Origin of the sequence: Pseudorhizobium banfieldiae (assembly GCF_000967425.1) — a bacterium.
GTDB lineage: Bacteria > Pseudomonadota > Alphaproteobacteria > Rhizobiales > Rhizobiaceae > Neorhizobium > Neorhizobium banfieldiae.
The window spans coordinates 3248169-3274739 of sequence record NZ_FO082820.1 but is presented as its reverse complement, the minus strand read 5'-3'; the positions used below and the strand labels follow the sequence as shown (position 1 = coordinate 3274739).

At 58.8% G+C, this 26571-nt stretch carries 15 protein-coding genes; 9 read left to right on the top strand and 6 right to left on the bottom strand.

Annotation, left to right across the window (positions count from 1 at the left end):
• Nucleotides 1-34 precede the first annotated feature (34 nt).
• Nucleotides 35-1462, bottom strand: a complete 1428-nt coding sequence (locus NT26_RS15940; RefSeq protein ID WP_052640216.1) for a GumC domain-containing protein — start codon at nucleotides 1460-1462, stop codon at nucleotides 35-37.
• Nucleotides 1462-2676, bottom strand: a complete 1215-nt coding sequence (locus NT26_RS15935) for a polysaccharide biosynthesis/export family protein (RefSeq protein ID WP_280136230.1) — start codon at nucleotides 2674-2676, stop codon at nucleotides 1462-1464. The genes NT26_RS15940 and NT26_RS15935 overlap by 1 nt, the downstream gene beginning before the upstream one ends.
• Before the next feature lie 522 nt (nucleotides 2677-3198).
• On the opposite strand from NT26_RS15935, the gene NT26_RS15930 reads away from it, so the two are divergent.
• The 6 genes from NT26_RS15930 (at nucleotide 3199) to NT26_RS15905 (ending at nucleotide 8959) form a co-directional block, all read left to right on the top strand.
• Nucleotides 3199-4029 carry a hypothetical protein gene (locus NT26_RS15930; protein WP_152335988.1) on the top strand — a complete coding sequence of 277 codons (831 nt, stop codon included), beginning with the start codon at nucleotides 3199-3201 and terminating at the stop codon, nucleotides 4027-4029.
• Nucleotides 4030-4199: 170 nt separating this feature from the next.
• Nucleotides 4200-5246, top strand: a complete 1047-nt coding sequence (locus NT26_RS15925; protein ID WP_052642268.1) for a glycosyltransferase family 61 protein — start codon at nucleotides 4200-4202, stop codon at nucleotides 5244-5246.
• The gene (locus NT26_RS15920; protein ID WP_082077735.1) at nucleotides 5246-5878 is read left to right on the top strand and encodes a serine O-acetyltransferase; all 633 of its coding nucleotides are present in this window, start codon (nucleotides 5246-5248) and stop codon (nucleotides 5876-5878) included. Before NT26_RS15925 ends, NT26_RS15920 begins: the two co-directional genes overlap by 1 nt.
• The gene (locus NT26_RS15915; protein WP_052640209.1) at nucleotides 5875-7497 is read left to right on the top strand and encodes an AMP-binding protein; all 1623 of its coding nucleotides are present in this window, start codon (nucleotides 5875-5877) and stop codon (nucleotides 7495-7497) included. The genes NT26_RS15920 and NT26_RS15915 overlap by 4 nt, the downstream gene beginning before the upstream one ends.
• Complete coding sequence (locus tag NT26_RS15910) at nucleotides 7494-7727, top strand: acyl carrier protein (RefSeq protein WP_052640206.1); 234 nt, start codon at nucleotides 7494-7496, stop codon at nucleotides 7725-7727. The genes NT26_RS15915 and NT26_RS15910 overlap by 4 nt, the downstream gene beginning before the upstream one ends.
• Nucleotides 7727-8959: a type III PLP-dependent enzyme domain-containing protein gene (locus NT26_RS15905; RefSeq protein WP_052640204.1), complete on the top strand. Its 1233-nt coding sequence runs from the start codon at nucleotides 7727-7729 to the stop codon at nucleotides 8957-8959. The genes NT26_RS15910 and NT26_RS15905 overlap by 1 nt, the downstream gene beginning before the upstream one ends.
• Here the strand turns inward: NT26_RS15905 and NT26_RS15900 are convergent.
• Nucleotides 8956-10395: an exopolysaccharide biosynthesis polyprenyl glycosylphosphotransferase gene (locus NT26_RS15900; protein ID WP_082077734.1), complete on the bottom strand. Its 1440-nt coding sequence runs from the start codon at nucleotides 10393-10395 to the stop codon at nucleotides 8956-8958. The genes NT26_RS15905 and NT26_RS15900 overlap by 4 nt on opposite strands.
• 257 nt (nucleotides 10396-10652) lie before the next feature.
• Between NT26_RS15900 and NT26_RS15895 the strand changes: the two genes are divergently transcribed.
• Nucleotides 10653-12230 carry a GMC oxidoreductase gene (locus NT26_RS15895; protein WP_065814549.1) on the top strand — a complete coding sequence of 526 codons (1578 nt, stop codon included), beginning with the start codon at nucleotides 10653-10655 and terminating at the stop codon, nucleotides 12228-12230.
• Nucleotides 12231-12305: 75 nt separating this feature from the next.
• Here the strand turns inward: NT26_RS15895 and NT26_RS15890 are convergent, their stop codons facing one another.
• Nucleotides 12306-13508 carry a glycosyltransferase family 2 protein gene (locus tag NT26_RS15890; protein WP_152335984.1) on the bottom strand — a complete coding sequence of 401 codons (1203 nt, stop codon included), beginning with the start codon at nucleotides 13506-13508 and terminating at the stop codon, nucleotides 12306-12308.
• A gap of 272 nt (nucleotides 13509-13780) precedes the next feature.
• Between NT26_RS15890 and NT26_RS22445 the strand changes: the two genes are divergently transcribed.
• Entirely contained in the window at nucleotides 13781-14572 is a 792-nt protein-coding gene (locus tag NT26_RS22445) for a WecB/TagA/CpsF family glycosyltransferase (RefSeq protein ID WP_082077732.1), read from the top strand.
• Here NT26_RS22445 and NT26_RS23420 read toward each other — a convergent pair.
• Both NT26_RS23420 and NT26_RS15880 read right to left on the bottom strand, forming a co-directional pair.
• Nucleotides 14536-15234 (bottom strand): 4'-phosphopantetheinyl transferase family protein, encoded by a 699-nt coding sequence (locus tag NT26_RS23420; protein WP_052640198.1) that lies wholly within the window; start codon nucleotides 15232-15234, stop codon nucleotides 14536-14538. The genes NT26_RS22445 and NT26_RS23420 overlap by 37 nt on opposite strands.
• Nucleotides 15221-19825, bottom strand: a complete 4605-nt coding sequence (locus NT26_RS15880) for a MupA/Atu3671 family FMN-dependent luciferase-like monooxygenase (RefSeq protein WP_065814548.1) — start codon at nucleotides 19823-19825, stop codon at nucleotides 15221-15223. Before NT26_RS15880 ends, NT26_RS23420 begins: the two co-directional genes overlap by 14 nt.
• A gap of 243 nt (nucleotides 19826-20068) precedes the next feature.
• Here NT26_RS15880 and NT26_RS15875 point away from each other — a divergent pair, with 243 nt between their 5' ends.
• Complete coding sequence (locus NT26_RS15875) at nucleotides 20069-26548, top strand: type I polyketide synthase (RefSeq protein WP_052640196.1); 6480 nt, start codon at nucleotides 20069-20071, stop codon at nucleotides 26546-26548.
• Nucleotides 26549-26571: the final 23 nt, after the last annotated feature.

Below are 26571 nucleotides of genomic sequence, written 5' to 3'. Positions count from 1 at the left end.
ATTGTTCGAGGCTGGTTCTCGGCCGGATTCCTCGTTACCGGGAAAGAGCCTTGCCCGGACGGGTTGGCTTCCAGTCCGGCACCAGCACCAGCGTCTGGCCCTCTAGTGCTTCATTCAAATCGAAGGTTCCGCGAACCCGCTGATCCAATAAGTCGGAGGCAACCAAAGTCCCGGTCCCAATCGCTGCCGAAGCCAGCAAGACGCCGGCGAGCAATAGTAGCCTGCGTGGCCCAGACGGATTTTTTGGCACGGTAGGACGCTCGAGTATGTCCACCTGAAATGCGATGTTCTTCAACTCCAGTCGCTCGCCCATCAAGGCAGTCGAAAGCCGACCTTTCATCTCGTCCAGGCTACGCTGAAGTGACTGCCGGTCCGCCTCGATGATTGCAAGCTTGCCTTCAGCTTCGGTTGCTAATGCGATGGAGTTCTTCAGCTGTGCGATCCTTGTCAGGAGGTCAGCTCGTCGGGAAGTAGATGCCTCATGGCGCGGTCGCGCCTGGTTGAGGCGCTCCGCTATCAGTGCGAGGTCGGGAGGCAGCATACCTACTGCCGGTGCTGCCGCAGTGGAAGCCGTATCATAAGCCCTTTTCATCTCCGCCGCCCTCTGCTTCAGAAGGCGAAGTTGCGGATGCTCGTCGGTGTAAAGCAGGTGCGCCTCGGCAATCTCGGCATCGATCGCTGCGATCTGATCTTTCAAACGAGCCCGGGGACTTGTCGCGTCAAGCCCCGCACGGAGCTGAGCGTCGAGAAGCTTGATCTCCTCCTGACTCGCCGCCAGCGTTTGCTGTACGGTCAAAAGCTCGTCTTCCCTGCCCTGCAGTTCAATAAGCATCGTCGGAAGGCGATCAGGCTGCGCATCCTGGTTCTCCAGCCCGAGACGCGACCATTCTTCCTCCTTGAGCTTCAGGCGGGCGGATAGATCTTCCACCTCTCTTTGCAGGAACTTGGTCGTCTCGGATGCCTGTGAGGTCCTGATGCGCCGATTTTCCTCGATCACCATGTGGATGAGCGCGTCGGCGACGGCAGCCGACGTGCTGGCGCTGGTGTGTTTGAAGCCGAGGAGCACGGTAGCACTTGCCAATCCGTCTGAGCCTTCGGAAAGGTTCGTCTGCAGGGTTATGTTGCTTCGAACCATCGTGGCAATCGCTGCTTCCGACACCGTTCCAGGCAGATCAGGGTACAGATTGAATCGATCTGCCAAGGAGACGAGATTGTCTCGAGACAGTACCCGTTGATCGATGAACCGAAGCCTGTCGTTCGCGACAGTCGGTGAGACCAGGGACGAGGATATCTGCTGGAAGTCGATGATAAGCAGCCCTTCGCTGTAGAAAGGGCGCTCGAAATTGAGGGCCAAGTAGGTCCCGCCGACCAAAGTGAGAAGGCCCGGCAAAAGCGCGACGAGCGGTCGGCGAAGAAAGAGCAGGAGGTAATAGATGGCGTTTCGCCAGATCAATTCGACCATCACTGCGTCTCCGGCACTGCAGAAGTGGAGGCACGCCCGATGGCCGTACTGGCCGAGGCGGCCAAGTTCGGCGTTGCCGCGGTAGACTGCGGGTGCTCCGCATATCGCACGCGGACGAGATCACCCGGCTGAAGGACTGAAGTTTCAGCCGCTTCCAACTCGGAGGCTATACCGTCGCGCATGCGGATTATAACGTAGCCGATGGTCCGCTCGCTCCGGTCCTGTGCCGCACTGGCGCTTGCTCCATAAATGGACATGATCCTTTTGCTGTCCGACAGACGTTCAGTAGTCTCGTCATAGGCCCGCCGCGCCGCCTGCAGATCGGTCAGAAGTTGTGTCTGGCGCTCCTGCCGGGCGGCCTGATACCGCGCTGTTTCAGCATTTGCGGCTCTTTCGGTGGCCACCATTTCCGTTGTGAGTGCACTGATCCGTCCCTCGAGTTCGGCAATCTCGGCTTCGTGACGGTTGCGTTGCGAACTCTCCGCTCCCCCGCGCGCGATAAGGTTCGAGACGCTTTTCAGTCGATCTCGGGCGAGTTCGATCCGGCGTGTCACCGTTTCCACCTGCTCCTCAAGCGCCTGCATGTTTCGGTCATTCAGTTGCTTGGCCTGCCGCTGTGCATCTTCCAAGGTTGCAACCGTCAATGCCCGCGCCTCCATGAGTGCCTGCTCCTGAACCAGCAAGGGGTCCTGCGAGGCATTGCTGTCGTCGAGGATGGAGCTTCGGCCTGCAATCTCGCCCTCCAGCCGCAAGATGCGCGCAGACAATTCGCGGAGACGCTGCTTGCCGTCATCAACTTGCCTAGCGACAATGACGGACCTGTCCTGGTCGGCAGGAAGCACGGCCGCGCGATATATGCCGCCCGCGACGGCAATGGCATGCAAGACTGTCATGTTCGATCTGTAAGGGAAGGCGCCTGGTTCGGTAACTTCGCCGACGACATAGATCACCGCATCGCGTCCGGGACGCAGCATAAGCGTCAGGTCTGCCTGCCTGAATAAAGGCCTCAGCCGCTCACGCAGAGTCTGTTCGAGCTCAAGCAGAGTCTGTCCCTGGGCAAGGACGTGACCTGCAAGAGGCAGTGATATTCCTCCATCTGGCCCGACGACGACATCCCGTCGCAGATCCTGGGACTGCGCCATCCAAACCTGAACAGTATCACCGGGTTGTAGCGTGTAGGATGCTTGCCCCACTGCCGGCGAAGGCGGGAGCATTCCGGCAAGCAAAGCTATCGCCAGGGGCGGCCATGTGACCTTTCCCAACATCGCGGATCCCTCAACCCATTACGATCAACCATACTAGGGCTCGGTTGCACACATTGAGAACCAAGCTCAAAGCGGTAATCCCACTTTGCCTATCGTATGACGCTGAGGGGAGTTGGCCCCCGGAAGTGGTACGTGCGCCGCTGATGGTCATATTGGCGGGGTCCGAAGTCCAGCCTAGCCTCGTGGCATCATCTTGAGGCATGCTGCATGAGCACGATTGGGTGGATGGTCACAACAGCGGCGGCAATCGCCATTACGGTTGCGTTGCCTGGAGCGGGAGAGCCGCTTGCAGCAGCTCCGGCGGCGGGTGCCGCGGAAGCAAAGCCGCCAGCGACGATGTTCTTGCTGATATCCGGGCACAGCCTCACCGATCATCGCCTAGCGCGCTCGCTTGAGGCGCTCCTGTCAGAACGGGGGGCCCGTATCCTATGGGATCTTCATGCCGTGGAGGGTTCCTCGATACGGCAGCGTTTGGCGAAGCACCTTAAAGATGGCAACGGCGTTCCGGACCATACTCGTTCCTCGAACACCCACGACGGGGATAGTGATGTTTCGGATGTACTGATCGTGACCGAGCAACACCGAATCCTGGATGCGCTTGCTTGGGAGGGCACCTCGTCTTCGCTTCGGCGCCTGCAGGAATGGTTCGCCACGCAGCGTCCAGATGGAAAGAGCTTCTTCCTGACGCCCTGGATAAGTCGCGCCGATCTGGACGACACTGACGCATGGGTCCGCTACGAGAGGGCAGCCCACATCATTTGGGACCACGTGATCGCCCGGGTGAACGAAAGGCTGCGCCAACAAGGCCAAAACCGAGAAATCCAAGTTATACCGGCGGCACTTGGGCTTGCCTTCGCTGTGGAAGCCCTTCGGTCGGGTGAGGAGCTTGAAGGGTTCGATGGCCATAATCGGAATGAAAGAGTGGAGGCCCTCTTTGACGATCAGGTTCACCTGTCGCCGCTCGGCGTATTCTACCTCTCGGTCCTCACTGCCATGGTTCTGACCGACACCAAATGGCATAGTGACATTTCAGAAACGGCCGCAGGTTCCGGTTTAGACGAGCGACAGGCTCGTCAGCTCGTTCGCCTGGCCGAGCAGTTCCTGGAAAGATATGGGGCGCGCCCGGCGGTCGTACCTGATCCGACTTTGACGACGCGCTTTTCTTTCATCCTCCAATACCTCCATTACACTGATCGTGCCTATGGCTGGTCAGGAACGAACCAGATGATGCGGCCTGTGCGGAAGCTCGTTCGGTTTGTGCGGCTGGGATGGCGTTTCCGCAATGGCTTCACTGATCCCTGATCTGCTTGCCGACGTGAGGCATCTCTCGTTGGCGTTCGGCCGGACGCGAGGAAAACGTACCGCAAACTAGGTAGGGAAATCACCGTTTAGGGTAGCGGTTCGGTCGGCGCAGATGTGTGATGATTGTCTTCAGATCTTCCTGCGGGGGCTACGGGGACGGGGGTATCGACTTGCTTTACTGGCGGCCACTCCACCACCATGTGCACAAGGTATTCCGGCGTCCTCAGCGCAGCTTGCAAGCGTTGGCGACAGAGCGCTGGATGATCTCGCCGGCGACGACGCGATACATTGCACCTGCCTATTTCCTTCCCGGCCAGATGGAACGCATTCGTGGCACCGAGTTCGGTCCTCCGGAAGAGATTATCCGTGGCTTGGCCGGCGGATATACGAGCGAACAATCCGCGACCTGGGGCCTTCGTCTGACTGACGTGGATCTTCTGGATGGCACCCTTTACACATCGAAGGGAGCAGCCCTCCTGAGGTCGAGAGCTTCATCCATTCCATTATATACGCGTCCATCAGCGGCGATAGGACGAGCGACAATCACAGAAAGCTGGATGGGCAACCGATGGTTCGGCATGTGGCTGCTGGACGACTGCTTGAGAGGATTGTTACCCGAGGGAGACGGGTCGGTAGTGCGCACGCGTGCCCGGCCAACGGATCATCAGCGCGACTATGAACACAGACTGCGCATCTCCGCCACTCCGGTAGACGGTACACATTTCGACGAACTCTTCGCCTTCGACGATGAAGGACATAACGACGGCAAGCGTGACCGTGCGGAGAGAATGCGACGTCTGCTCGTGGGGCCCTTGTCGGTATCACGTCATGCCGGTGTCTTCCTCCTTCGTGGCAAGAGCGGCGAGCGCCGTTTTCTCCTCAATGAACATGAGATTGCCGAAAAGCTCAGCGTCGAACGTGGATTTCGGGTCATAGATCCGACGACTTCCCCGTTGTCGACTTTAATCGAGGCATGTGCGGGCGCACGAGTGGTCGCGGGCGTGGAAGGAAGCCAACTAGCGCACGGAATGGTCGTTATGCCGCCCGACGCCAGCCTGCTCACCATTCAGCCGAGTGACCGCGTGGTTTCGGTCCTCAAAGTGTCGACTGACAGGCAAGGGCAGAGGTACGCCTTCGTCGTAGGTGACGGCGGCAGGGATGGGTTTAGAGTTCGCTGGGGCGAGGTTGCCGCCACATTGGATCTTTTGGAGGCGTGATGGGCGGACCGGCTTTCATTCCCCAACTCAAAATACCACGACTGCAGCGTCTGGCGGGCCGCCTTGACCTCGCCGGCCCGCCGCTGTTCCTGTTCATTGCTGATGTGCGGAGAGACTATCGGCGGCATGGATCGAGCATGAATGCCAGCTTCCTGGCCTTGTTCGCCTACCGGTTTGGGCGGTGGTGCGATCAGCGTCGACATCCAGCTACTCTGTGGCTGGCCCGGAAGCTTTACGGTCTGATTAATACCCCGATCGCGCTTGTCACACGGATATGGATTCCACCAACTGTGGTTGTGGGCGAAGGTTTCCACATCATCCACGCGGAGGGCTCATTGTCGATCCATCCCCACACGATTATCGGCAAGCGCTGCGGCATCATGCACAACGTCACGATTGGGACGAACATGAGAGGAGGGCCTCCGATCATCGGAGACGATGTCTTCATCGGTGTAAACGCGACGGTTCTGGGAGAGATCAAGATCGGGGATCGTGTACGGATTGCGGCGAACACGGCAGTAATGACGGACGTACCCTCGGATAGTGTTGCTTACGGGTCACCTGCGCGGATCGTCCCCAGGCTCTGTGCCTTCGAGGTCCAAACGGCAACCACCGAAAGGGCCCGGCAATGAGTGCGTTGGCGACGAGCTTCTACGATCTCCTGGCGGACAATGTTGCCGATGCCATTGATCGCGTCGCAATCGTGGAGGACGGAGTCGAGTCCACCTATGGCGAGTTGTCGGAAGTCACGGATCGTCTTGCCGACCATCTTTACGAAGCAGGCGTGTCGCGTGGAGACCGCGTTATAATCCAACTCCGGAAAAGCATAGCGGAAGTCGCGGCGATGTTCGCCGTAGCGAAACTGGGAGCGGCGATCGTGAACGTCAATTCCCAATGCACTGCGGAGCAGGTGGCCTACATTGCGAATGATAGCGGCGCGTCCTGCATCATCCTAGATCCCCGGGCAGCAACCGCTCTTTCGACGCGGGGCCTACCGACCTCGGTGACTCGGGTTCTTGTTAACGGCACGCCTCCCGTTGACGCACGGTTCACGGACTGCAGATCGAATTGTGGCTCTCGATCGCCCAACGTCGCTCGGCGAATGAGCACCGATTTGGCTATGATCATCTATACCTCGGGTTCGACCGGCATGCCGAAAGGTGTCATGCTGAGCAACAACAACATTCTCGCCGGTGCTCGCTCTGTCGCCCGCTACCTGGGACTGACGCAGGACGACCGCCTACTCAGTGTGCTTCCGTACAGTTTCGACTATGGTCTCAACCAGTTGACGACGATGATGTTGCTTGGTGGGACTGTGGTTCATCAACCGGTCCCCTTGGCGGCCGAGGTCATCAACACCATGGAGCGCGAACGAGTGTCGGGCGTGGCCGCGGTGCCGCCGCTCTGGGGGCAAATCGTGCGCGCTCTCACGGCGTCGCCACGGAGCTTTCCTTGCCTTCGACGTGTGACCAACTCAGGGGGATCTATGGCCCCCAACATCCTGGCGAAGATGCCCCTGGTCTTTCCAGGAGTCGATATCTTTCTCATGTACGGCTTAACTGAAGCCTTTCGCTCGACCTATCTGCAGCCGCACAAATTCGCGCTGAAGAGGGGCAGCATCGGACAAGCCGTTCCCGATGCGGAGGTCTTTGTCATCAAGCATGGAGTTGGTCTAGCTGGCCCTAACGAGGAGGGTGAACTGGTGCATCGGGGGCCTCTGGTAAGCCTCGGTTACTGGGGCAGACCTGAGCTGAGCGCAGAAAAAATTCGTCCCTGTGCCGAGCTGGTCGACCGGATAGGGCTGGAGCCGGTGGTATACAGCGGAGACACCGTCCGGATCGACGCAGATGGCGACCTATGGTTCGTCGGCCGCGCCGATATGATGATCAAGACGAATGGATTCAGGGTCAGCCCGGAGGAGGTCGAGGATCACATATATCGGAGCGAGTTGGTGTCGGAAGCAGTCGCCTTCGGCGTCGATGACGAAGACCTGGGGCAGGCGATTCATCTCGCCGTCACGCCATCTCAAGACAGCTCCGGCGAAGACATGCTGTTGCACTACTGTCGCAAGTCGCTGCCGAGTTACATGATGCCGAGGCACTTCCATTTTTGGCCTCAGCCCATGCCACGGACCGCAAGTGGCAAGCTTGATCGTCCTGCCGTAGTAAGCGAGTGCAGGCAACGGTTCGCCTTAACAGATGCGGTCGCACCTATTCCGCGAGCACCACTCAATGAGGGAGCATTGTCATGAAGCTGAACGAAGACACCCTGCTGAGCTACCTGCATGAGACGCTGTCGGTCTCGGATGTTCGGGTCGAAAGCACCCTGTTTTCCTCGGGGCTCCTGGATTCAGTCTCCATGGTGAACCTGCTCACGTTCATTGAGCAGGCCGGCGGAATGGTGATCCGCGCTGAAGACGTGACGCTGCAAAACTTCGACACCCCCGCGCGAATCCTGCGTTTTGTCGAGGCAGCGGCCTGATGGAACAGCCGGCGACGCTTGACTGGTGGCTGGAGAGGGCGGCCGCGGAATTTGGGACCCCATGTTATGTCTACTTCATGCCTCAGATCAGGAAACGAGGCCGGCATCTACGCGAGGCTTTCGCGCAGCAGTTCACCATCAGCTTTGCTGTAAAGAGCAATCCAAACGGTGTCCTCTTGGACCGGCTCCGCGATGTCGTCGATTATCTCGATATCTCCTCCGCAGGGGAATTCCGACGGGCTCTTGCCGCGGGGTGGCTGCCGGAGCGGATGAGTTTCACGGGTCCGGGCAAGACGCAGGCGGAGCTCCTGGAAGTCATTTCCGGCGCTCTTGGTGAGCTTGTCATCGAATCGACGAGAGAAGCAATCGAAGCCAACAGGATCGCAGCACGATTGAAGCGGCGGCAGAAGGTGCTGATAAGGCTATCGCCGACGTCGATTCCAAAGGGTTTTGGCGATCAGATGGGTGGTCGACCCTCGCCTTTCGGTATCGATGTCGAAGATTGCGATGAAGCCATACTGGCCATTGGCAAGCTTGAGTGGCTCGATGTCACAGGTTTCCACATCTACGCCGGTACACAGGGCCTCAAGGCGGATGCGGCGGTGGAGAATTACGCAAGCTTCCTGGATATCTTCAAGACAGTCTGCAGGCGTCATGGCATCGTGCCGGACAAGCTTATCTTCGGTTCCGGCCTGGGCGTACCCTACCATCCTTCCGACGTGGCGATCGAACTCGAGCGCGTCGGGACACAAACGGTGGCGCTATTTGAGACCCTGAGGGGCGAGCGCCGCTTCCGTGAGACTAAGCTGATACTCGAAACAGGCCGCTACCTAGTCGCCGAGGCCGGTTATTTCCTCACCCGCGTCGTCTCCACCAAGCTATCGCGCGGTACGTGTTTTGCCGTCTGCGACGGGGGGATGAACCATAATCTGCCAGCAAGCGGCCACTTTGGTATGGCGTTGCACCGCAACTACCGCATGCACAAGGTTGGTGGTGGAGGGCCGGTCGAGCGGGTCAACCTGGTCGGTCCGCTATGCACGTCGATCGATCGTTTGGGGTGCGACGTTGACCTTCCCCGGCTCAACGTCGGCGACATCGTCGCTCTACACAACAGTGGTGCATACGGTCCCACCGCAAGTCCCGTCAACTTTATCAGCCATGAGCCGCCGCTAGAAATCCTGGTAGATGAGACTGGGATGGTTGATGTCAGTGACGGGGCCCGGGCCGCCTAGTAAGCCGCACGATAGTCGTGAAGCTGAAAGACCGTGCGACATACGATCTTGAGATCGAGCATCATTGACCAGTTGTTGATATACCACAGATCAAGTGCGACGCGCTCCTCCATCTTCTGCAGGTTAGGCGTCTCTCCGCGACAGTTGTTCACCTGGGCCCAACCGGTCAGTCCCGGCTTGACGTGCCGGCGAAAGATGTAGGGACCGATCTGGTCGTCGAAGAAATCGTCGTGAGCCACAGCATGCGGCCGGGGCCCTACCACCGACATCTCTCCTTTCAGGACGTTCCAGAACTGCGGAAGTTCGTCAATGCTTGTGGAGCGAATGAAGCTGCCGACACGAGTAACACGAGGATCTCCCCGCCTTGCCTGTCTGACCTCGACTCCATTTTCCTGCACACTCATGCTCCGAAATTTCACAATCTGAAACGGCCGCCCGCCGTAGCCTTTTCGTACCTGCCTGAAGAATACTGGGCCTGGGCTGTCTAGCTTCACGGCGAGCGCAACTAATGTAATCAGAGGCGCCAGCGAGATCAGAGCGATCACCGAAAAGGCGATGTCAAAGAGGCGTTTCACAATGCTTTCATATGTAGTGAACGGAGGGCGTTGCGTTTGAAAGCATGACAAGCCTCCGATCTTGTGCTTTGGGTGGGAGACGACGGCTCCGATGATGGCCTCGAAAGCTATACTGACCGGAAGTGTCGAGCGTTGCAGAAGCCGAAGATGGGCATCAAGTACCCCTATCTCGGCATCTCTCCAGAGGATGACGATCTCATCGAGATGAGGCTGAGGTTTGGTGGCCACGCGCGTAAGCTGATCCTCACCGATCGAGCCATCGTCTCTTATCCGCAGGACTTCAGCCACAGTCGTTCCTGTGCGTATGGCCTGATCCTGGAACTTCCAGACCGCGAAATCCTCACTGCAGATCAGCAGCAAGCGGCGTCGACCAAATGTTCCGTGCGAGACTGCTACTGGAAGAAACCAGCGCCAGAAGGAGCGAAGGCTGATCAAGCCTATGATCCACAGCGCCGTCGACACGATGATTGATCCACGTGACAACGAAGCTCCGAGCTTCAAGAAGAAGATCACGGTCAGCAAGAAACCGAGAGCGGCGGGTATAAAAACACATATCAGCCTGATCTGCCGGCGTTGTGAAAGGATCGCTTCCGGTCGATAGCCCTGCGCGCCGTGCATCGCCAGAACGAAGCCCATAGCCATCACGAGGCCGATGCCGATATAGCGGAAGGGGTCTGCATCAAGGTTGAAACTGAACTCCTCGTAGAGGACGAACCCTGCGGCGGTCGTGGCGAGCAGGAAAAGAAAATCGACACCTGCAACAATCCAACCAATGGCGTTGTACGCCAACCCCTCGAACGGACTTGTCTGTCCGTTCGCGCGGTAGATACGCCCGAGATGCGACTGCACGTCCCCAGCCATGATTGTTACCCCAACACCCTCCTCAAACTACACTTCCCAGGTGTGGTGGAACAGACGCTACCTTCTACACCTTCCGGCGGATGGCCTTATTGCGAAGTGAGAAGTTCAGCCAAACCTCGCTATGAATCTCTCGGATGCCGCTGACCGAGCTGGTGGCCTAGAGCGGGAAGTTACGGCGGCTGACAGCTGTGATGCTACTGAGAAAAGCCTCGCCTCCCTTCCGATTGACCTGCCTATGGATTTCAACTGGGGTGCCGATGGAGTGGGATATCGCAATAGTGGGTGCGGGAATGGGCGGAGCCGCATTTGGCTACGTGCTCTCATTAGCAGGCTACCGGGTGGTTTTTCTCGAAAAGGGATACGCAGACAGACAAGACGTTGATGACGATGATCCAGACGAATCCGATCCTGAAATCCGATTGGCGCAAACTCGCTGGCCCGATCGCCTCAGTGCACTCATTGACCATCGGCCGGTAAGGTTCTTCCCACCTCTTGGCTGTGGCAGTGGCGGCTCGACATTGCTCTATGCAGGCACCTTGGAACGATTCTCGCGGTCTAACTTCCTACCTGAATGTCAGCAACGGGGCGCAGGAGGATGGCCGTTCGATTACGATGTGCTTGAGCCCTATTATCGGCGAGTTGAGGAGATGTTCGGCGTCACCGGAACAGCAGATCCATTCCACGATGGACCTGCTGCTGCGTTGCAGGCGCCCGCACGCTTAGGAGAGCCGGACCGCGACGTCTTCAACCTCTTGATGAGGAACGGGTACAGGCCATACCGTATCCATAATGCGTCCTGTGACCCTCCAAGGCAAGGCATTGTCGGGCAGTTCGGTCGAGTCTCCCCCCTTGGGGCCAAACAAGTTTTCATCGAGCCTGCACTTGCGACTGGAAACGCAAATCTGATCGACCGTTGCACCGTTGTGCGCCTCGAGGCCGGCCAGGAACGCGTTCAAAGCTTGCTCTGCCGACGAAACGATGACGTCCTGACCGTCAAGGCGAAGATATTTGCCTTGGCAGGCGGCGCTTTGTCGACGCCACATCTTCTGTTGCGTTCAGCAAACAACGTCTGGCCTGATGGCCTTGCCAACTCTTCCGGAGTGGTCGGGTGCAACCTCATGTTCCACGTCTCCGATTTCGTAGCGGTATGGCCGCGTGGGAAAGGCGGCCAAGCCCAGCGCTCGATTGCATTACGGGATTTCTATGACGGGCCGGGGGAGCGGTTTGGCATCTTGCAGTCCACGGGGATTTCCGTCGGCCCGCGTCATGTTGCGCATTTTCTTAAGCAGAGGCTCGACATGGGATGGTGGCGATTGTTGCGGCCGATAAAGCCCATTTTCCACGCCCTCGCTCTCATCGGGGCTTGGTTGTTAGGCCGCGCTACGATTTTTGCGACGGTCCTCGAAGACTATCCGTCTACCGACAACCGGGTCAAGGTGCTCGCTGACGAGCCTGACACGGTTCACTTTCAATACACGATCGACACCGAACTGCGACAACGTGTCATGAGATTCCGAGCCTTGTACCGCCGTGCGTTTCGGCATCGTCGAACAGTTCTGCTCACGCGTGATGTCAATTTGAACTTCGGTCACGCATGCGGCACCTGTCGGTTAGGAGCGGATCGCTCACTCTCCGTCGTGGACAGCGAACATCGATCGCACGACCTTGAGAACCTCTACATCGTCGATGCCTCGTGCTTCGCATCGAGTGGCGGCGTAAACCCCAGCTTGACCATTGCTGCCATGAGCATTCGAGCCGGCGAGCTCTTGCGTGACCGTCTGGATGAAGCCAAAGGCCTGTCAACGGAAGGGTCCATCGGCCGCAACCCCATTTGAGCCTGGCCGCGCCTTAAGCCGGAGTTCATCGCTCCCGTACAGGCGATGGTTCAAGAGCTGAAACGGAAGCCTCGATCAGGTTTCTTCAGTCTTCCCGGCAGTCCGGTCTGTTCGAATCCATTCATTGGTTCCATGACGCGTCAGGAACCGGTAGGACTTTAGACGCTGACAGATCATACCGGGTGTACTGGCCATTCCCGCTGCGAACTTGACACTTCTTCGACCCTGCGTGAGCCAGGCTATGGCGATCGCCGTTGCGAAGGCGATCAGGTTGGTTCCGGCCACTGCAGGTTCCCATGTCACAAAGCCGAGCACTCCCAGAATTACCATGCCCACGGCATAAGTCATCAACGCGGTCACCCACAGGGCAAGCGGGGGGATCAATGCGTCAAGGACGAGTAAAAACAGTCGCGGCCGGAGATAGGTTCCAAGATGCAAAAGCATCAGGCTCAACGAGGAGATGATCTGCAGGCGACCCTTTTCCCACCGTTGTCTTTGCGAGAGTTCTCCGGTCCGCGAGGCGGGAAACTCGCTGGTGATGATCGCATCGTCACAAAAGAGAGGAGGTGCATCCAACCGCGCGAGCTCGATACCCAGCTTGAGATCCTCAACCAGATGGCCATGAAACAGATCAACCTGGGAAAGGAGCGAGAACGGAAAGGCCATGCCCGAGCCTGTCAGCTGACAGGCAAGACCGAGGCGGTGGAGGCCCAGGGGCCGTATGCGGTTCTTGACGAGGAATAAGAATTCCGCGAGACCTTGTTCCTCGGCCCTTTCCGGTGATGCGAGCATCAGATAGCGCCCCTGGACCGGGCGCTCGGTACGATGCGCCTCGCCTGCAAGCAGGTCCAACGCCCCCGGAGCGGCCACGCAATCCGCGTCGATAACGACAAGGATTTCCGGTGGATCCTTTGCGAGGTGTCCAACACCGGCATGCAATGCATATCCCTTGCCCTTGTGAAACTCATCATTCCGAACAAGGACCTCTGCGTTGGCATCGGCCGCAAGAGTCGCCGTTCGGTCGGTGCAATTGTCGGCCACCACGAGAATCCTGTCAGCCTTGCGTAGCTGCGGTTTCAGGCTTTCGATCACCCGGGAGATATTTTCCTCCTCATCATGGGCTGGAATAAGGATTGATATCCGAGGACGCCAGGCGGGCGGTACGGGCCGGCGGCGAGCCGGGAGGCATCCCGTCACGACCTGCGAGACAAGGTAGAGATTGGCGACGGAAATACCGATCGCGACCGCTGACGACATCAGCCCTGCGATAACACCCACCGTTCCCTCCCGCCCGGCGCCCCTTCTCACCGAGCAGCATATGCGAAGCAGCGCAACCGCACATCCTGGTGACGTACCAAGTTAGCAGCAGGCCCGATCATCATTTCGAGCACCCGATAATCCCGCCAGGGACGGAGCTACGTCCTAGTGATGTGTCCCGGTGAATTGCTGTCCTCGCGAAGAAAATTAATACTTATCATAGGGTTAGCGAATGCCCTCGCGCTGTTTTCGACAGGGAGCTGCTGGGGTGTCCGATTTCGGGGGGATCTGCAATGGCCGCCATCGACACTGCCTCGTCTGTGAAGGAGCGTCTCGTTGCGCGACGATGCTTCTTCCTCGGTGCCCCCTTCAACCTGATGTCGCGCTCTACCGTTCTGCGACTTCTTGAAGACAATCCACCTGGGCGGCGCTTCCGTTATGTGGTTACGCCGAATGTCGACTACGTGGTGAGAATGAGCCGCGATGCAGAGCTCAGGCGATATATTGCAGGCGCTTGGCTCAGCCTTTGCGACAGCCGGCCGATCCGAACCCTAGCCAGGCTCATGTTTATCAAATTGCCTTTGATCACGGGTTCGGACCTGACGGCGGATCTTTTCCGTTCCGTGGTTTCACCAGGAGATGCGATCACCATAGTCGCAGCAACTGACGAAGTCGTAGCGCGTATGCGGAGCGCGTATCCGCAGCTCACGTTCCACGCGATCGTTCCGCCATACGGGGTCCGCCACAATCCTGAGGCGTTGCAGGCCTGTGTCGAGTTCGTAGCTCAGGCCGGATCACGCTTCGTCTTTCTGGCAATTGGCTCACCTCAATCGGATATGATCGCCCACCAACTGTCGTGCCACCCGCGTGCCACGGGAATAGGCTTGAATGTCGGCGCAGGGTTGGAATTCCTGGTCGGCACGAAACGCAGAGCGCCAGTATGGATGCAACGGAGCGGTCTCGAATGGGCTCACCGCTTATTTGGAGATCCAAAACGGTTATGGAGACGCTATGCCTTCTCCGTCATTCCTCTTGCCAAACTCTTCTCTCATGAACTCTTGGGGCGGTCGGCAAGACACGGGTGAGGCGCTGGGAGCGTGATGGCGGTGATGACGTGGTCATCACTTAGCCGGATCTCTCCGGTCATCCTGTAGGTGGCAGGAAGCGGAGGGAGCGGCGTTTGAAGAGTCGCCCGGAAGCGGCCTCCCGAAAAGTCGACGTCGATCAGTACAGCATCAAATCCGAAGATGAGGCCAGTTACCGGGTGGAGGCATTTGTAGAAGGCCTCCTTCGCGCTGAATATTGCGGTAAGAGCATCGCGTGATTGCACAGAAGAGAAGCTCGAAAGCCACGCTCGCTCCTCCGGAAGACAGATCATGTCAGCGAGATCAGGCGAGACCGCTCTACGCTCTTCAATGTCCATACCGATCGAATTCAGTGCTTCATTACGTTGCGCAACGGCTGCGCCACACAGCCCGCGGCAATGACTGATCGACCCTACGATCGCGTGTGGCCACACGGGCGCGCGGTATGCGTCCGACGGTATGGCGCCGGCAGCTCGTCCGAGCAGCGCAAGGCCGCGTCTGGCGCAGGCTCGGCCGACGGAGAATTCGCGCTGTCGGACCTTCGAAGAGCCGCTGATGTAGGCCCTCTCCACTTCGTATAAGGGAGTTGCGGGCTCTTGGTAATCGCTAAAGCAAGCGATCACCCTATGCGGCGGGAGTAAACCCTTTTCAAACCAGAACATCGGCGCGCGTGCGAGGATTACGTTGTTGAAGGGCTCGCCTCCGAAGGGCGGCGCGGTCGGCCGCTTTTGACAATTGCCGGCTGCTTGGATCATCACCAGATAGATGCGCGGCGAGGCCAGCAACAGTCGGGAATCGGAACAGGTCCGTGATTGTGATGCCCGGCGCTACCTTTGACCTTAGATCCCGATGCAGTTGCACTGCCAAGAGGGAATGACCACCAAGCGCAAAGAAGTTATCGTGGCGCGAGACCTGTTGGCGGCCGAGAGTTTGTGCAAAGGCAAGGCTGATTGCCTCCTCCAGCGCCCCGTCGGGAGGTAGATACGGCAGTCCGGCCGATGCGGCAGCTTTGCTCGGCGAAGGCAGACGGTTGCGATCAACCTTGGCATTGGGGGTGAGCGGGAAGGACTCCAGAAACATGAAGTCTGTCGGAATCATTGCATCAGGGAGACCTGCTCGGAGATGGTCGACAAGGTGCGTCTCAGTGAGGTTGGCGATGTCGCCTCTTACATAGGCGATGAGCCTGGTGTCTCCGTTCTCACTCTTTTGAGCAGTCACAACGGCCTCCGAGACGCCCGACAAGGTGGCAAGCCGGCTTTCAATCTCGCCAAGTTCAATGCGGTAGCCGCGGATCTTTACCTGATGGTCGTTGCGGCCGACAAAGTGTAGCGAGCCATTCTCGTCAAAGCGCGCCAGGTCGCCAGTGCGATACAGGCGTCCTGTCGAGTAGGGATCTTTGACAAACCTTTCGTCGTTCAGCTGCTTGCGATGGAGATAGCCGCGCGTCACGCCTTGGCCGCCTATGAACAGCTCTCCGACACTCCCCGGCGGAACCGGCTGTATGAAGCGGTCAAGAACATAGACCTGGGTATTCGCGATGGGTCGACCTATCGTGACGATGCCCGAAAAGGAGTTTGCTAGGGCTGAGGTCGACCAGATCGTCGTTTCGGTGGGCCCATACATGTTTTGTATCGATGCTGCAGTCAGCTGCTGCAATTCGCGAACCAGACTTCCGTGCAGTGCCTCACCGCCGATCAGGATGTGCCGAATGGCACCGAGAGCCGCCCTGTCTTCGCTCGACATCATGAAACTGCGCATCATGGAAGGCGTAGCCTGCAGATGGGTGACCTGATGCCGAAGGATCTCCTTCGCGAACCCGTCCTCATGAGACGGTGCGCCGGAGGACTTGCAGAGGTGAACGACATTCGCGAGCGGCTTCAGGCCGTCGAGCGCAATCATCTCTGGCAAGCCCCAATCGATGAGGCAGCCAATTTCATCCACGCCGGCTGCACGAACCTCTTCCAGTCTGGCCAATGCGTCCGGCACAGTCCCGAACAATCCGCTATCCTCAAAGTAGCGCAGGAAGGCGAAGTCAAGGATGGCGTCGAGTTCGTCTTCAGAGAGAGAGCGCAGGTCGATATCGGCCGGCTGAGCGAGACCTTGTGGCTTCTTGAACGCGGGGAAGTCCCAGGCGTATTGCTTGATCAGGGCCGCCGCACTTTTCAGGTATTCCTTCAGCGGAACTCTGGCTCGTTCGCGGACGGCTTCGCGATCGGCGCCGATAAGCGTATGAAGCATGAGCGTGACCTTGTAGTCCCCCGGGTCCCTGCCGAGCTTGAGAAGCTCTTGCCGATAAAGGGAGATCTTTTCAGCAAGCTCCGCGATCGACTGTCCCAAAAGATGAGTTAGGACGTGAGCACCCATTCGGGCAGCTTCGCGATAGCTTTCGGGATTTCCGGCCGTGGTCAACCAGACCGGTAGCTCCTTGCTAATGGGGCGAGGTTGAGTTGTCACGCCGATCTCCTGCTCGCCGAGCGGAAACCTCACTTCTTCCCCGCGCCAAAGCCGCCTAACGGTGTCGATGGAAGTGACCAGGTTGGTTCTGTTGAGGGGCGGTGTATTCTCAGGGCGCAGCACGAAATCCTCCGGCATCCAGCCGGAGGCGAAGGCAAGTCCTATCCGGCCATTGCTCAGGTTGTCGACCACCGCCCATTCCTCCGCGACCCGGATTGGATGGTGGAGGGGCAGAACGCAACTGCCGGCGCGGATCGAGAGGTTTCGGGTGACAGCGGCGACGGCCGCACCCGTCACGGCCGGATTTGGAAACGGCCCTCCAAAGGCATGGAAATGACGTTCTGGTGTCCAGATAGAATCGAAGCCGTGCGTGTCGGCGAACCGGGCGCCCTCCAGAAGCAAATGATACTTCTCGGGACCAACCGATGCGTCGTTGCCCCAGTAGAACAACCCAAAGGAGAGGCCGGCCAAGGCCGGATTTTGTCGTGCTCGGGCTTTCGAAACGATGACCTCGGGCGAATGAATGACAACCTTGAAGCCACGCGAGAGCGTCCAGAAGAGCTCCAGGACCGAGATATCGAACGACAAACTGGTGACGGCGAGCCAGACGTTTTGGCGGTCTTCATAAACCGGCACCCTATCGTCCATGCCGGAAAAGAAGTTCACCACATTGCGATGCTCGACCATGACACCTTTGGGGAGGCCCGTAGAGCCGGACGTATAGATCACATAGGCCAGGTCGTCAGAATCGACGTGTGGAAGTCCTACGGCGTCCAGCGATGGAGCGTCATAGTCATCGATGTATAGGATCTCAGCGCGGGTAGTGGCCGGAATTGCCCTCTGGCCGTGCTCCGCGAGAATGAGCCGTGTCTGGCTATCATCGATCATGAAATGCACGCGATCCGGCGGGAAATCTGGGTCAAGTGGAAGATAAGCTGCGCCCGCCTTCCAAACCGCAAGCACGGCCACGACCATATTGACCGATCGCGGCAGGAAAAGGCCCACGATGTCGCCAACACGGACACCTCTTGCCAGCAGGGCCTGCGCAAGCTCTCCTGCCCGTTCGTTCAGTTCCCGGTAGGTCAGGGACGTCCGACCACAACAAACGGCGTCGGCATCGGGAGTACGTTGGACCTGATTTTCGATCAGCTGGTGGACGCACACTGAGGTCTCCACCACCTTCTGGCTATCATTCCAGTGGTAGAGGATACGATCCTGCTCCTCCGGAGAAATCATAGGCAGATGCGCCAAAGAAGTGTCGAGCTGGAGGAACGCGGCCGAAAAGACGGCCAGACGCTCAATCAGAGCGTCAACCTGGTGTTCGTCTACCCGGGATGCGTCGAAGACGATGAAACAGGCGGGACCACAGATCTCAAATAGAACCGCGCATCCCGACGCTGTTGCCGAGGCCGCGCTCTGTTCACGATCGATGATTGCACAGGTAAGGGACGTGCTGTCAGGCGTCCTAAACCTCGCCGAGAGGTCGCTCAGATAGGTGAGGCTTCTTGCCAGGCACTGCAGCTGAGCCTCGACAGCCCCGACGGCCTCTTGGGGCCTCGTCGTCGGGGACCATTCGAACCGCAGTGGCACCCACTCAGAGAAGTAGCCAGGATATTTGGTGCCAAGATCCGATATCGTTCGGCTAGAATAGGCGACATCGAAGCATGACTGCTGCGAGCGCCGGGCTAGGTACGAGCAGATGACTGCAATCTGTTGGCTGTGCTGCATTCGAGAAAGATAAGGCAGCGGACGGCGTCTCCAATCCTGCCCCTCTTCTTGTTGAGCCCCCCGCACAAAGTCCAGTTCGACATCGGTCAGATCTTCGAGGCGGCGGCGAAACTCCGGCTCGTACTGGGCCACCTTGGCGACCGCCGCCGTCAATTCATCCGCGTTGATGTCCTCGCCAGAGATAACATCGCCTGGAAGGATGGAGGCAGTGGTCTTCCGAGAAAGGCTGGGAGCTGGGCTCAAGGTCATCTGCAGGCATTTATCTTGTGCCGCCACGGTCACCTGATCACCTTCGACCGACAGGACAAGGCCAGGCTTGGAGGCGGCGCTAGAGCCCAACACTGCGCACGTCTTCACGTAGTAGATGGTGCCTGCGTGGCGGACCTTCGGAAGCACAAGAGGGTTAGGGTAGGTCTCGCCGAAGTTAAGACCACGCACAAGTTGATCCAGCTCGGTCGCCGATCTGTTGAAGTCCAGCGTCCCCGCGGCCTTTGGCCGGTCTTGCCTCCGATAGACTGACCCGCGTAATGACCGCTGCTCCCACGGCGTGCAGCGATCAGCCTCGATCGCATCGAGCAACTCTTCGAACGAAGTAAGGCCGAGTTCGAAACACTTGCTGTTCAGGGTAAAGGCCGTTTCATCGGGTTCAATGCCGAAGCTTTTTTGCAGATAGATTGGGCCGGCATCCACTTCGCTGGTCATGGCATGCCAACTGATACCGTGATGCTCCCGGCCTTCGATGATTGCCCAGGCGGGTGCGTTGAGCCCTATCTGGTCGGGAAGGAGCGCATCATGGAAGTTCACTGCGCCGGCAAGTGGGGTTTCCAGAATGGTCGAGGACAGCTTCTGCAGGTTTGCAATGCTGAACAACCATTCAAAGCTCAGACCGGTAAACTCTCCCTCAAGCCTGTCTGGCTTACAGGTGCGGACCTCTCGTTGTTCCGCCCACGCCAGAATATGCGGGTTGCCGGTGGCAACGAGGGAAAGTTTGTGGCCCCTCGCCAGATACAGATCTGCGCACTGGGGCAGTAGCAGCCCATCGCCCACGAAGACGGATCTCAGTACGGCCATAGCCTTTCCCCCGCTCAAGAACCCCAGTTCGATACAACTGTTGGCAGCGCTAAAGATCAACATGCTCGCACCCCCGCCCTAGGGAGAGGCACGCGTCAAACGAAGGGTCAAAGGCTGTAGACCGTCTCACCAATGGGATGAGCCAGGTGTCGAAAGGGTTAGTTGCTTCGCTGCTGTTGGTGGCGCGAAATGGAAAGGGGAACTTGCGGGAAGGCGACTGTGTCTTCTGTGACGGAGTTGGGGATGCTCGACGCAAAGAGTCAGATGGGTGCCGGCGACATCGCGATCGTAGGGATGGCGTTGCGTGTCCCTGGCGCGGCTAACGTCGATCGATTTTGGGCGAACTTGAGGAACGGTGTCGAAAGCATTCGGGATCTTTCCGGGGACGAACTGCTGGCAAGCGGCGAAGACCCGACGCGCATCCGTCACCCACACTACGTGCCGCGCACTGCGGACCTACCCGATATGGAAATGTTCGATGCGGACTTCTTCGGCCTCAGCCCGAAGGACGCCGCTATCATGGATCCTCAGCACCGCCAGTTTCTCGAATGCGCCTGGGAAGCCTTGGAGAGCGCTGGTAAGTTTCCCTCCGCCATGTCCGAGCCTGTCGGTGTTTTCGCAGGCTGTGGAATGGGCAGCTATTTCTACTTCAATGTGTGCAGCAATCGGCGGCTGGTAGACCAAGTGGGTATGTTCCTCCTGCGTCACACCGGCAACGACAAGGACTTCCTGTCGACCAGAGCCTCGTTCCTGTTCGATCTGAAAGGTCCAAGTGTCAATATTCAAACCGCATGCTCAACCTCGTTGGTCGCCGTTCACTACGCGGTGCAGAGCCTGTTGAGCGGAGAGTGCGACATGGCGCTTGCAGGAGGCGTCACGATAGAGATTCCGCACCGCCGAGGCTACGTCTACAACCCGGGCGAGGTCCTCTCTCCTGACGGCCACTGCAGGCCTTTCGATCATCGCGCCGCTGGCACGGTTTTCGGAAGCGGCGCCGGCGTCGTCGTTCTGCGACGACTGGACGATGCCCTGCGCGACGGGGACATCGTCCATGCCGTCATCAAGGGCACGGCGATCAATAACGATGGTGGCAGCAAGGCGGGTTACCTGGCTCCCAGTGTATCAGGTCAGGCGCAGGCGGTCGTGGAGGCGCAGGCGATTGCGGGTGTCGGGGCCGACACGATCGGCTATGTGGAATGCCATGGGACGGGAACGTATCTTGGGGATCCCATTGAGATCGAAGCCCTCAGCCAAGCCTTCCAACAGGTAACGCAGAAGACGGGTTACTGCTACGTCGGTTCGGTCAAATCCAATATCGGCCACTTGGATACGGCAGCTGGCGTCGTCGGTCTGATCAAGGCGGCCTTGTGCCTGAAGCACCGCGAGATCCCTCCCACGCTTGGCTTCGAAAGGCCTAACCCGGCCATCGACTTTGTCCGCAGCCCGTTCAAGGTTTGCGATCGGTTGGTGGCATGGCAGGCTGGTTCGGGACCGCGACGAGCCAGCGTCAACTCGCTCGGTGTCGGCGGGACCAATGCGCATGTCGTGCTTGAAGAGGCGCCTGTCCGAGGCAGCGCCCTCCCAAGTTATGAGGAGACCGCGCGAAGTTCCCCGCTTCTCCTGCTACTGTCGGCGAAAAATCGGCCAGGGTTGGAGTCGGCCGGTAACCGGCTCAAGGACTGGCTAGCGGAAAACCCGGACGCACGACTCAGCGATGTCGCCCATACACTGGTACAGGGCCGTAAACCCTTCAATGAATGGATGGTCGTTGCAGCTCGGGACCTCGCAGCCGCCTTGCCTCGTCTTTCTTCCCCCAATCAGGCGATGTGGCAGTCACGACTAGATCGTCTGGAAGGCGCCGTTTTCATGTTCCCCGGCGGGGGCGCGCAGCATCCGGGGATGGCGGCAACCCTTTATCGTGAGGACAAGCTTTTTGCCAAGGTGATCGACGAAGGGCTCGGCTATCTTCCACATGACGTTTCCGCGCTCATACGAGCGATCTGGTTCGACCAGAATACGCGGGACGCCCGACAGAAGTTCCTGCGACCTTCGCTTCAACTGCCCGCGATCCTCGTTACAGAGATTGCACTAGCGCGACTGTGGCAACGCCATGCGGTTGAGCCGGTGGCACTGATCGGACACTCAATGGGTGAATATGCAGCCGCGTGTGTCGCAGGCGTGCTCTCATTCCAGGATGCGATGAACCTTGTTCACCTTCGGGGGAGATTGTTTGAACGGGTCGAGCCTAGCGGTATGCTGAGCATCCCATTGGAAGAGGCCACGCTGGTCCCTCGGCTGCCCGAGAAACTAGATCTGGCCTGCGTCAATGCACCTTCGCTTTGCGTTGTTTCGGGTCGCAATGACGATCTCGAGGCGTTCAGAGCCACGCTTGCGGGGGAGGGCGTCGAGGCGAGCCGACTGGCGATCGACATTGCTGCCCATTCAAGCCTGCTCGACCCTATCCTCGACGAATTCGAGACATTCCTGGGTTCGCTTCAGCTATCGGCACCAGATATTCCGATCATATCTAACTTGACCGGGGCACCCCTAACCGGGGACCAAGCGGTAGATCCAGTGTATTGGCGAAACCACCTTCGGCGTCCCGTAAGATTTGCCGAAGGGCTCGGCGCCTTGCATGCGCGAGAGGCGCTTGTCTTCGTGGAGGTTGGGCCAGGGCGTGTCCTCTCATCACTGGCGAAATTACAGGGAACTATCCCGGCGAATCGAGTGATCAGCTCCTTGCCTCATGGAGACGAAGAGTGGGATGACCGGGAATATCTCATTTCCGCACTCGGTCGTGCCTATGCCGCTGGTCTTGCAGTAGATCTCGAAGGGCTCGTCGGAGGACAAGATGCAAGACTGCTGTCGCTGCCCACCTATCCGTTTCAACATCGTCGCTACTTCATAGAGCCTGCGGATCGGGAGGAAGTCGCAACGATACAGCCCCCACTCCTGAAGATCCAGGACATCTCTCAATGGGGGTATCGTCCCAGTTGGAAGCGCTCGCTTGCTGACCCGGATACGGAATTCGAACCCGCAGAATGGCTTATATTCCTGGATGAGGGCGGCCTCGGTGAAGAACTCGCCCGCAGGCTGCGATCGCAGGGGCATCGAACCGTCACAGTGACGCGCGGCGATGGTATGGGCGAACGGGGTACGGATAGCTACACGCTGTGCTCGGAACTGGGGCGGGCAGGGTATGTCGCCTTGCTGGAGCGTTTGCGGTCGACCGGGCGCCTGCCCCAGAAAATCCTGCACATGTGGCTGGCCGACGCGGAGCCATCAGTCCGAGCGGGGTCCAGCCTCCTCCATGAGAATGAAGAGCTTGGTTTCGGCAGCATGGTCGGGCTCGGTCAGGCCTGGGCGGACCTGGCGGAGGAGCGACAGGTCTCTATCACCATTGTGGCGCGCCAGGTGTTGCAGGCCGAGGACCACGAACTGGTCAGTCCGGAGCGGTCCCTGATTCTAGGGCCGGCGCTTGTGCTGCCAAAGGAATTGCCAAGCGTAACCGTGAAGTTGCTCGATATCGGCCCACCGACGTCCGCCTCGGTGAGGAAAAGAGCGGCCTGGTACAGCAGACCCTCCAAGAATCCGGCGTTCGTCCCGCCGGGAGAGCTGATTGAGCGGGTCTGGGAGGAGTTGCAGACGGTGCCCCAAAACGAGATGGTCGCACTTCGGGGCGAACGCCGTTTCACCCAAACACACTCGACTTGCCCGCTTCCTCCCCTGGAAGGACAACAGGTTTCGTTGCGCAAGCGTGGTGTCTATCTCATTGCAGGCGGCATGAGCGAGGTGGCCTTGGCGCTGGCGGCCGAGTTGGCGAAACAGTACGAAGCCAGGCTTGTGCTGGTTGCCCGCCAGCATCTGCCTGCCAAGACGGAATGGGGTCTTTTTCAGCAGCGTTTGGCCGATGCACCGGTGCGACGAGCAATGGCGAAAATCAAAGCTCTTGAAGACGCTGGAGCTGAGGTTCTCTACGTCGCTGCGGATGTAACCGACGGCGAGCAGATGGCTGCAGCGGTGGCTGCAGCAATGCGGCGGTTCGGGGAGATCAACGGGGTGCTTCACTGCGCCGGTGCCCTGGATGATGGCTTGGTGCAGATGAGGACGCTTGGCGAACTTCAACAGGTGCTCTCGCCGAAGGTCACCGGGTTACGCGTCCTTCATTCCGTTCTTGAAGATGTAAAGTTGGACTTCCTGATACTCTTCTCATCGACCAGCACGGACATACCCAGAGCCGGACAGGTAGCCTATGTCGCAGGCAATGCTTACCTCAATGCCTACGCTCAATCGGCATCGCCAAAGGATGGGCGACGGGTGGTGTCCCTCCACTGGGGCGTATGGAGCGAGGTCGGATTGGCTGCACGAGCCGTCGGCCTTGCAATCTCACCCGTCGTTGAGAACTATCCCAATGAGGTGGGGATCTTCGATCGCTGGATTGCAGACAAGCAGGGCGACCTTTGGTTGGAGGTAGCGCTTTCCGCCCGTCGCCACTGGGTCTTGGATGAACACCGTCTCCCCGGGGGGGAGGCCGTGCTACCCGGCACCGCCTATGTCGATTTTCTTGCTCAGGCCATCCGGGCCTATGGTCTTGAGGGCAATCCCTGCATCACGAACCTTTCGTTCATACGCCCGTTTGTGCTGGAAGGCGAACAAGAGCGGAGATTCCGTCTTCGTTTGGTTGGTCAGGGTCCTGAGTTTCAGGTGGTTATCGGGTCTGTCGAAGCCAGCACTGATCAAGTGATCATGCATGCAGAGGCATCGGTGAGGCTTGGCAGTGACCTGCGCGGTCCATTGGATCTCGATGAAATCAGGAAATGTTTCGGGACGTCAACGATCTCCGCTGAAGGCGTTGCTCTGACATCCGCGCAAGAAGGGCGGATGCGTTTTGGGGCACGCTGGGCCCTACTGAGATCGAAAATTCTCTCTCGTAGCGAAGGACTTGCGGAACTTTCGCTCGCTGACGACTTCCGGAGTGACCTTTGCACCAGTCCGCTCCACCCGGCATTGCTCGACATCGCCACGGGTTTTTCGCTGGAGTTGCTCGACGAGCAGCAACTCGGCGACAGGCTCTGGGTACCCGCTAGCTATGGACGGATTGAGGTGCAGGGGATGATCCCGGGTTCCATCGTCAGTTGGGTAAGGAAATCCCGCTGCGATGACTTTGGTGACGGTTTCGTCGCGTTCGATGTTACGATCTGCGATCCCCAGGGAAACATCATCGTGGATATCGAGCAGTTCGTTATGCGTCGGCTGGCCGGCAACCTTTCAGCTCCTTCCAATGGTGCAGGTAGCGACTCTCCACATGCGCCGCCCGTGTCCGATGGCCCTGCACGGACGAGACTCGCGACGCAGGTTGAACTGGGGATCAAGCCGCAAGAGGGCTTCGAGGCCCTGCTTCGCGCGTTGGCGCTGCCATATCGCGAAATTGCTGTGAGTTCGATGGAGTTGGAGGCACTGCGGGCGCTCGTCGAAGAACCACGGGCACCGGTGCAACCCTCGGAGGAGTTCGAAAGACCGGATCTGGCTTCGGACTATGTAGCGCCCCGCGATGAAGTGGAGTGCCAACTCGTAGGGTTCTGGAAGGAATTGCTCGGACTTGAGCGGGTCGGCGTAAACGACGACTTCTTCCAGCTCGGCGGACATTCGCTCGTCGCCGTGCGTCTGTTTAGGATGATCAGGAGCGAGTATGGAGTAGATTTGCCCATATCGACGCTGTTTGAATGCCCCACGGTCGCGCTATGTGCCGCAAAGATAAGCGAGCTGGAGCCTTCCATGGCACAGTCACCCCTTGCTGCGAAGCCCATTGCCGAAGCAGGCGGGGAGCAGTTCCTGGCTCTCGTTCCAATGGCACTTGGTGAGCAAGGCCGGGGGGCGCCACTGTTCATCTGCGCGGGCATGTTCGGCAATGTTCTAAACCTGCGCCATCTTGCCCTTCTGCTTGGTCAGGATCGGCCGGTCTATGGGCTTCAAGCGCGGGGGCTCTATGGCGACCTACAGCCCCATACAACCTTCGAGGAGATGGCTCGAGACTATCTGGCGGAAGTTCGGACGATCCAACCCGAGGGCCCTTATCTCCTCGCCGGATACTCAGGTGGTGGGCTTGTTGCGCTGGAAATGGCGCGACAACTCGTGGAAGCCGATGAGGCTGTTGAACGGCTCGTGATGTTCGACACGCCGCTCCCGCGGCAGCCCCCACTTTCCTTGACCGACAAAGCCCTGATGAAGGTCCAGGACATCAACCGGTATAGGTCTTCCTTCATAAGCAAGTGGCTCCGCGACCGCGAAAAGACCACAAGGGACCGAGACGCCCGCGAGGCAGCACTCGCAGGGAAAGCAGCGGCAGAAGGCTTCAACAATATAGGCATAGAAGTCGCCTTCAGAGCAGCGGCGTCGGCTTATCAGGTCAGCAGCTTCACAGGTGAGGTCACGCTGTTCCGACCAAGACCATCGCCGGTCTACTATTTGCCCGGTGGTCGACAGTTGCAGGAGGGGCGCAACATCATTCTTCCCGACAATGGGTGGTCAGAGTTTCTTCGCAACCTTGATGTCGTAGAGGTCCCTGGGGATCACGACACGATGATGCTCGAACCATTCGTTCGCGTTCTGGCGGAGAAGATCCGTTCTCGATTGCCCCGGGAGGTGCCGAAGCCCGCAACTATGGCAGCAGGTGAACCGGCCCCGACGCATCTGGACAAGCAATTCTTTGAGGCAGCGCAGTAGCACAACTCGTTCCCTTGTTCGGA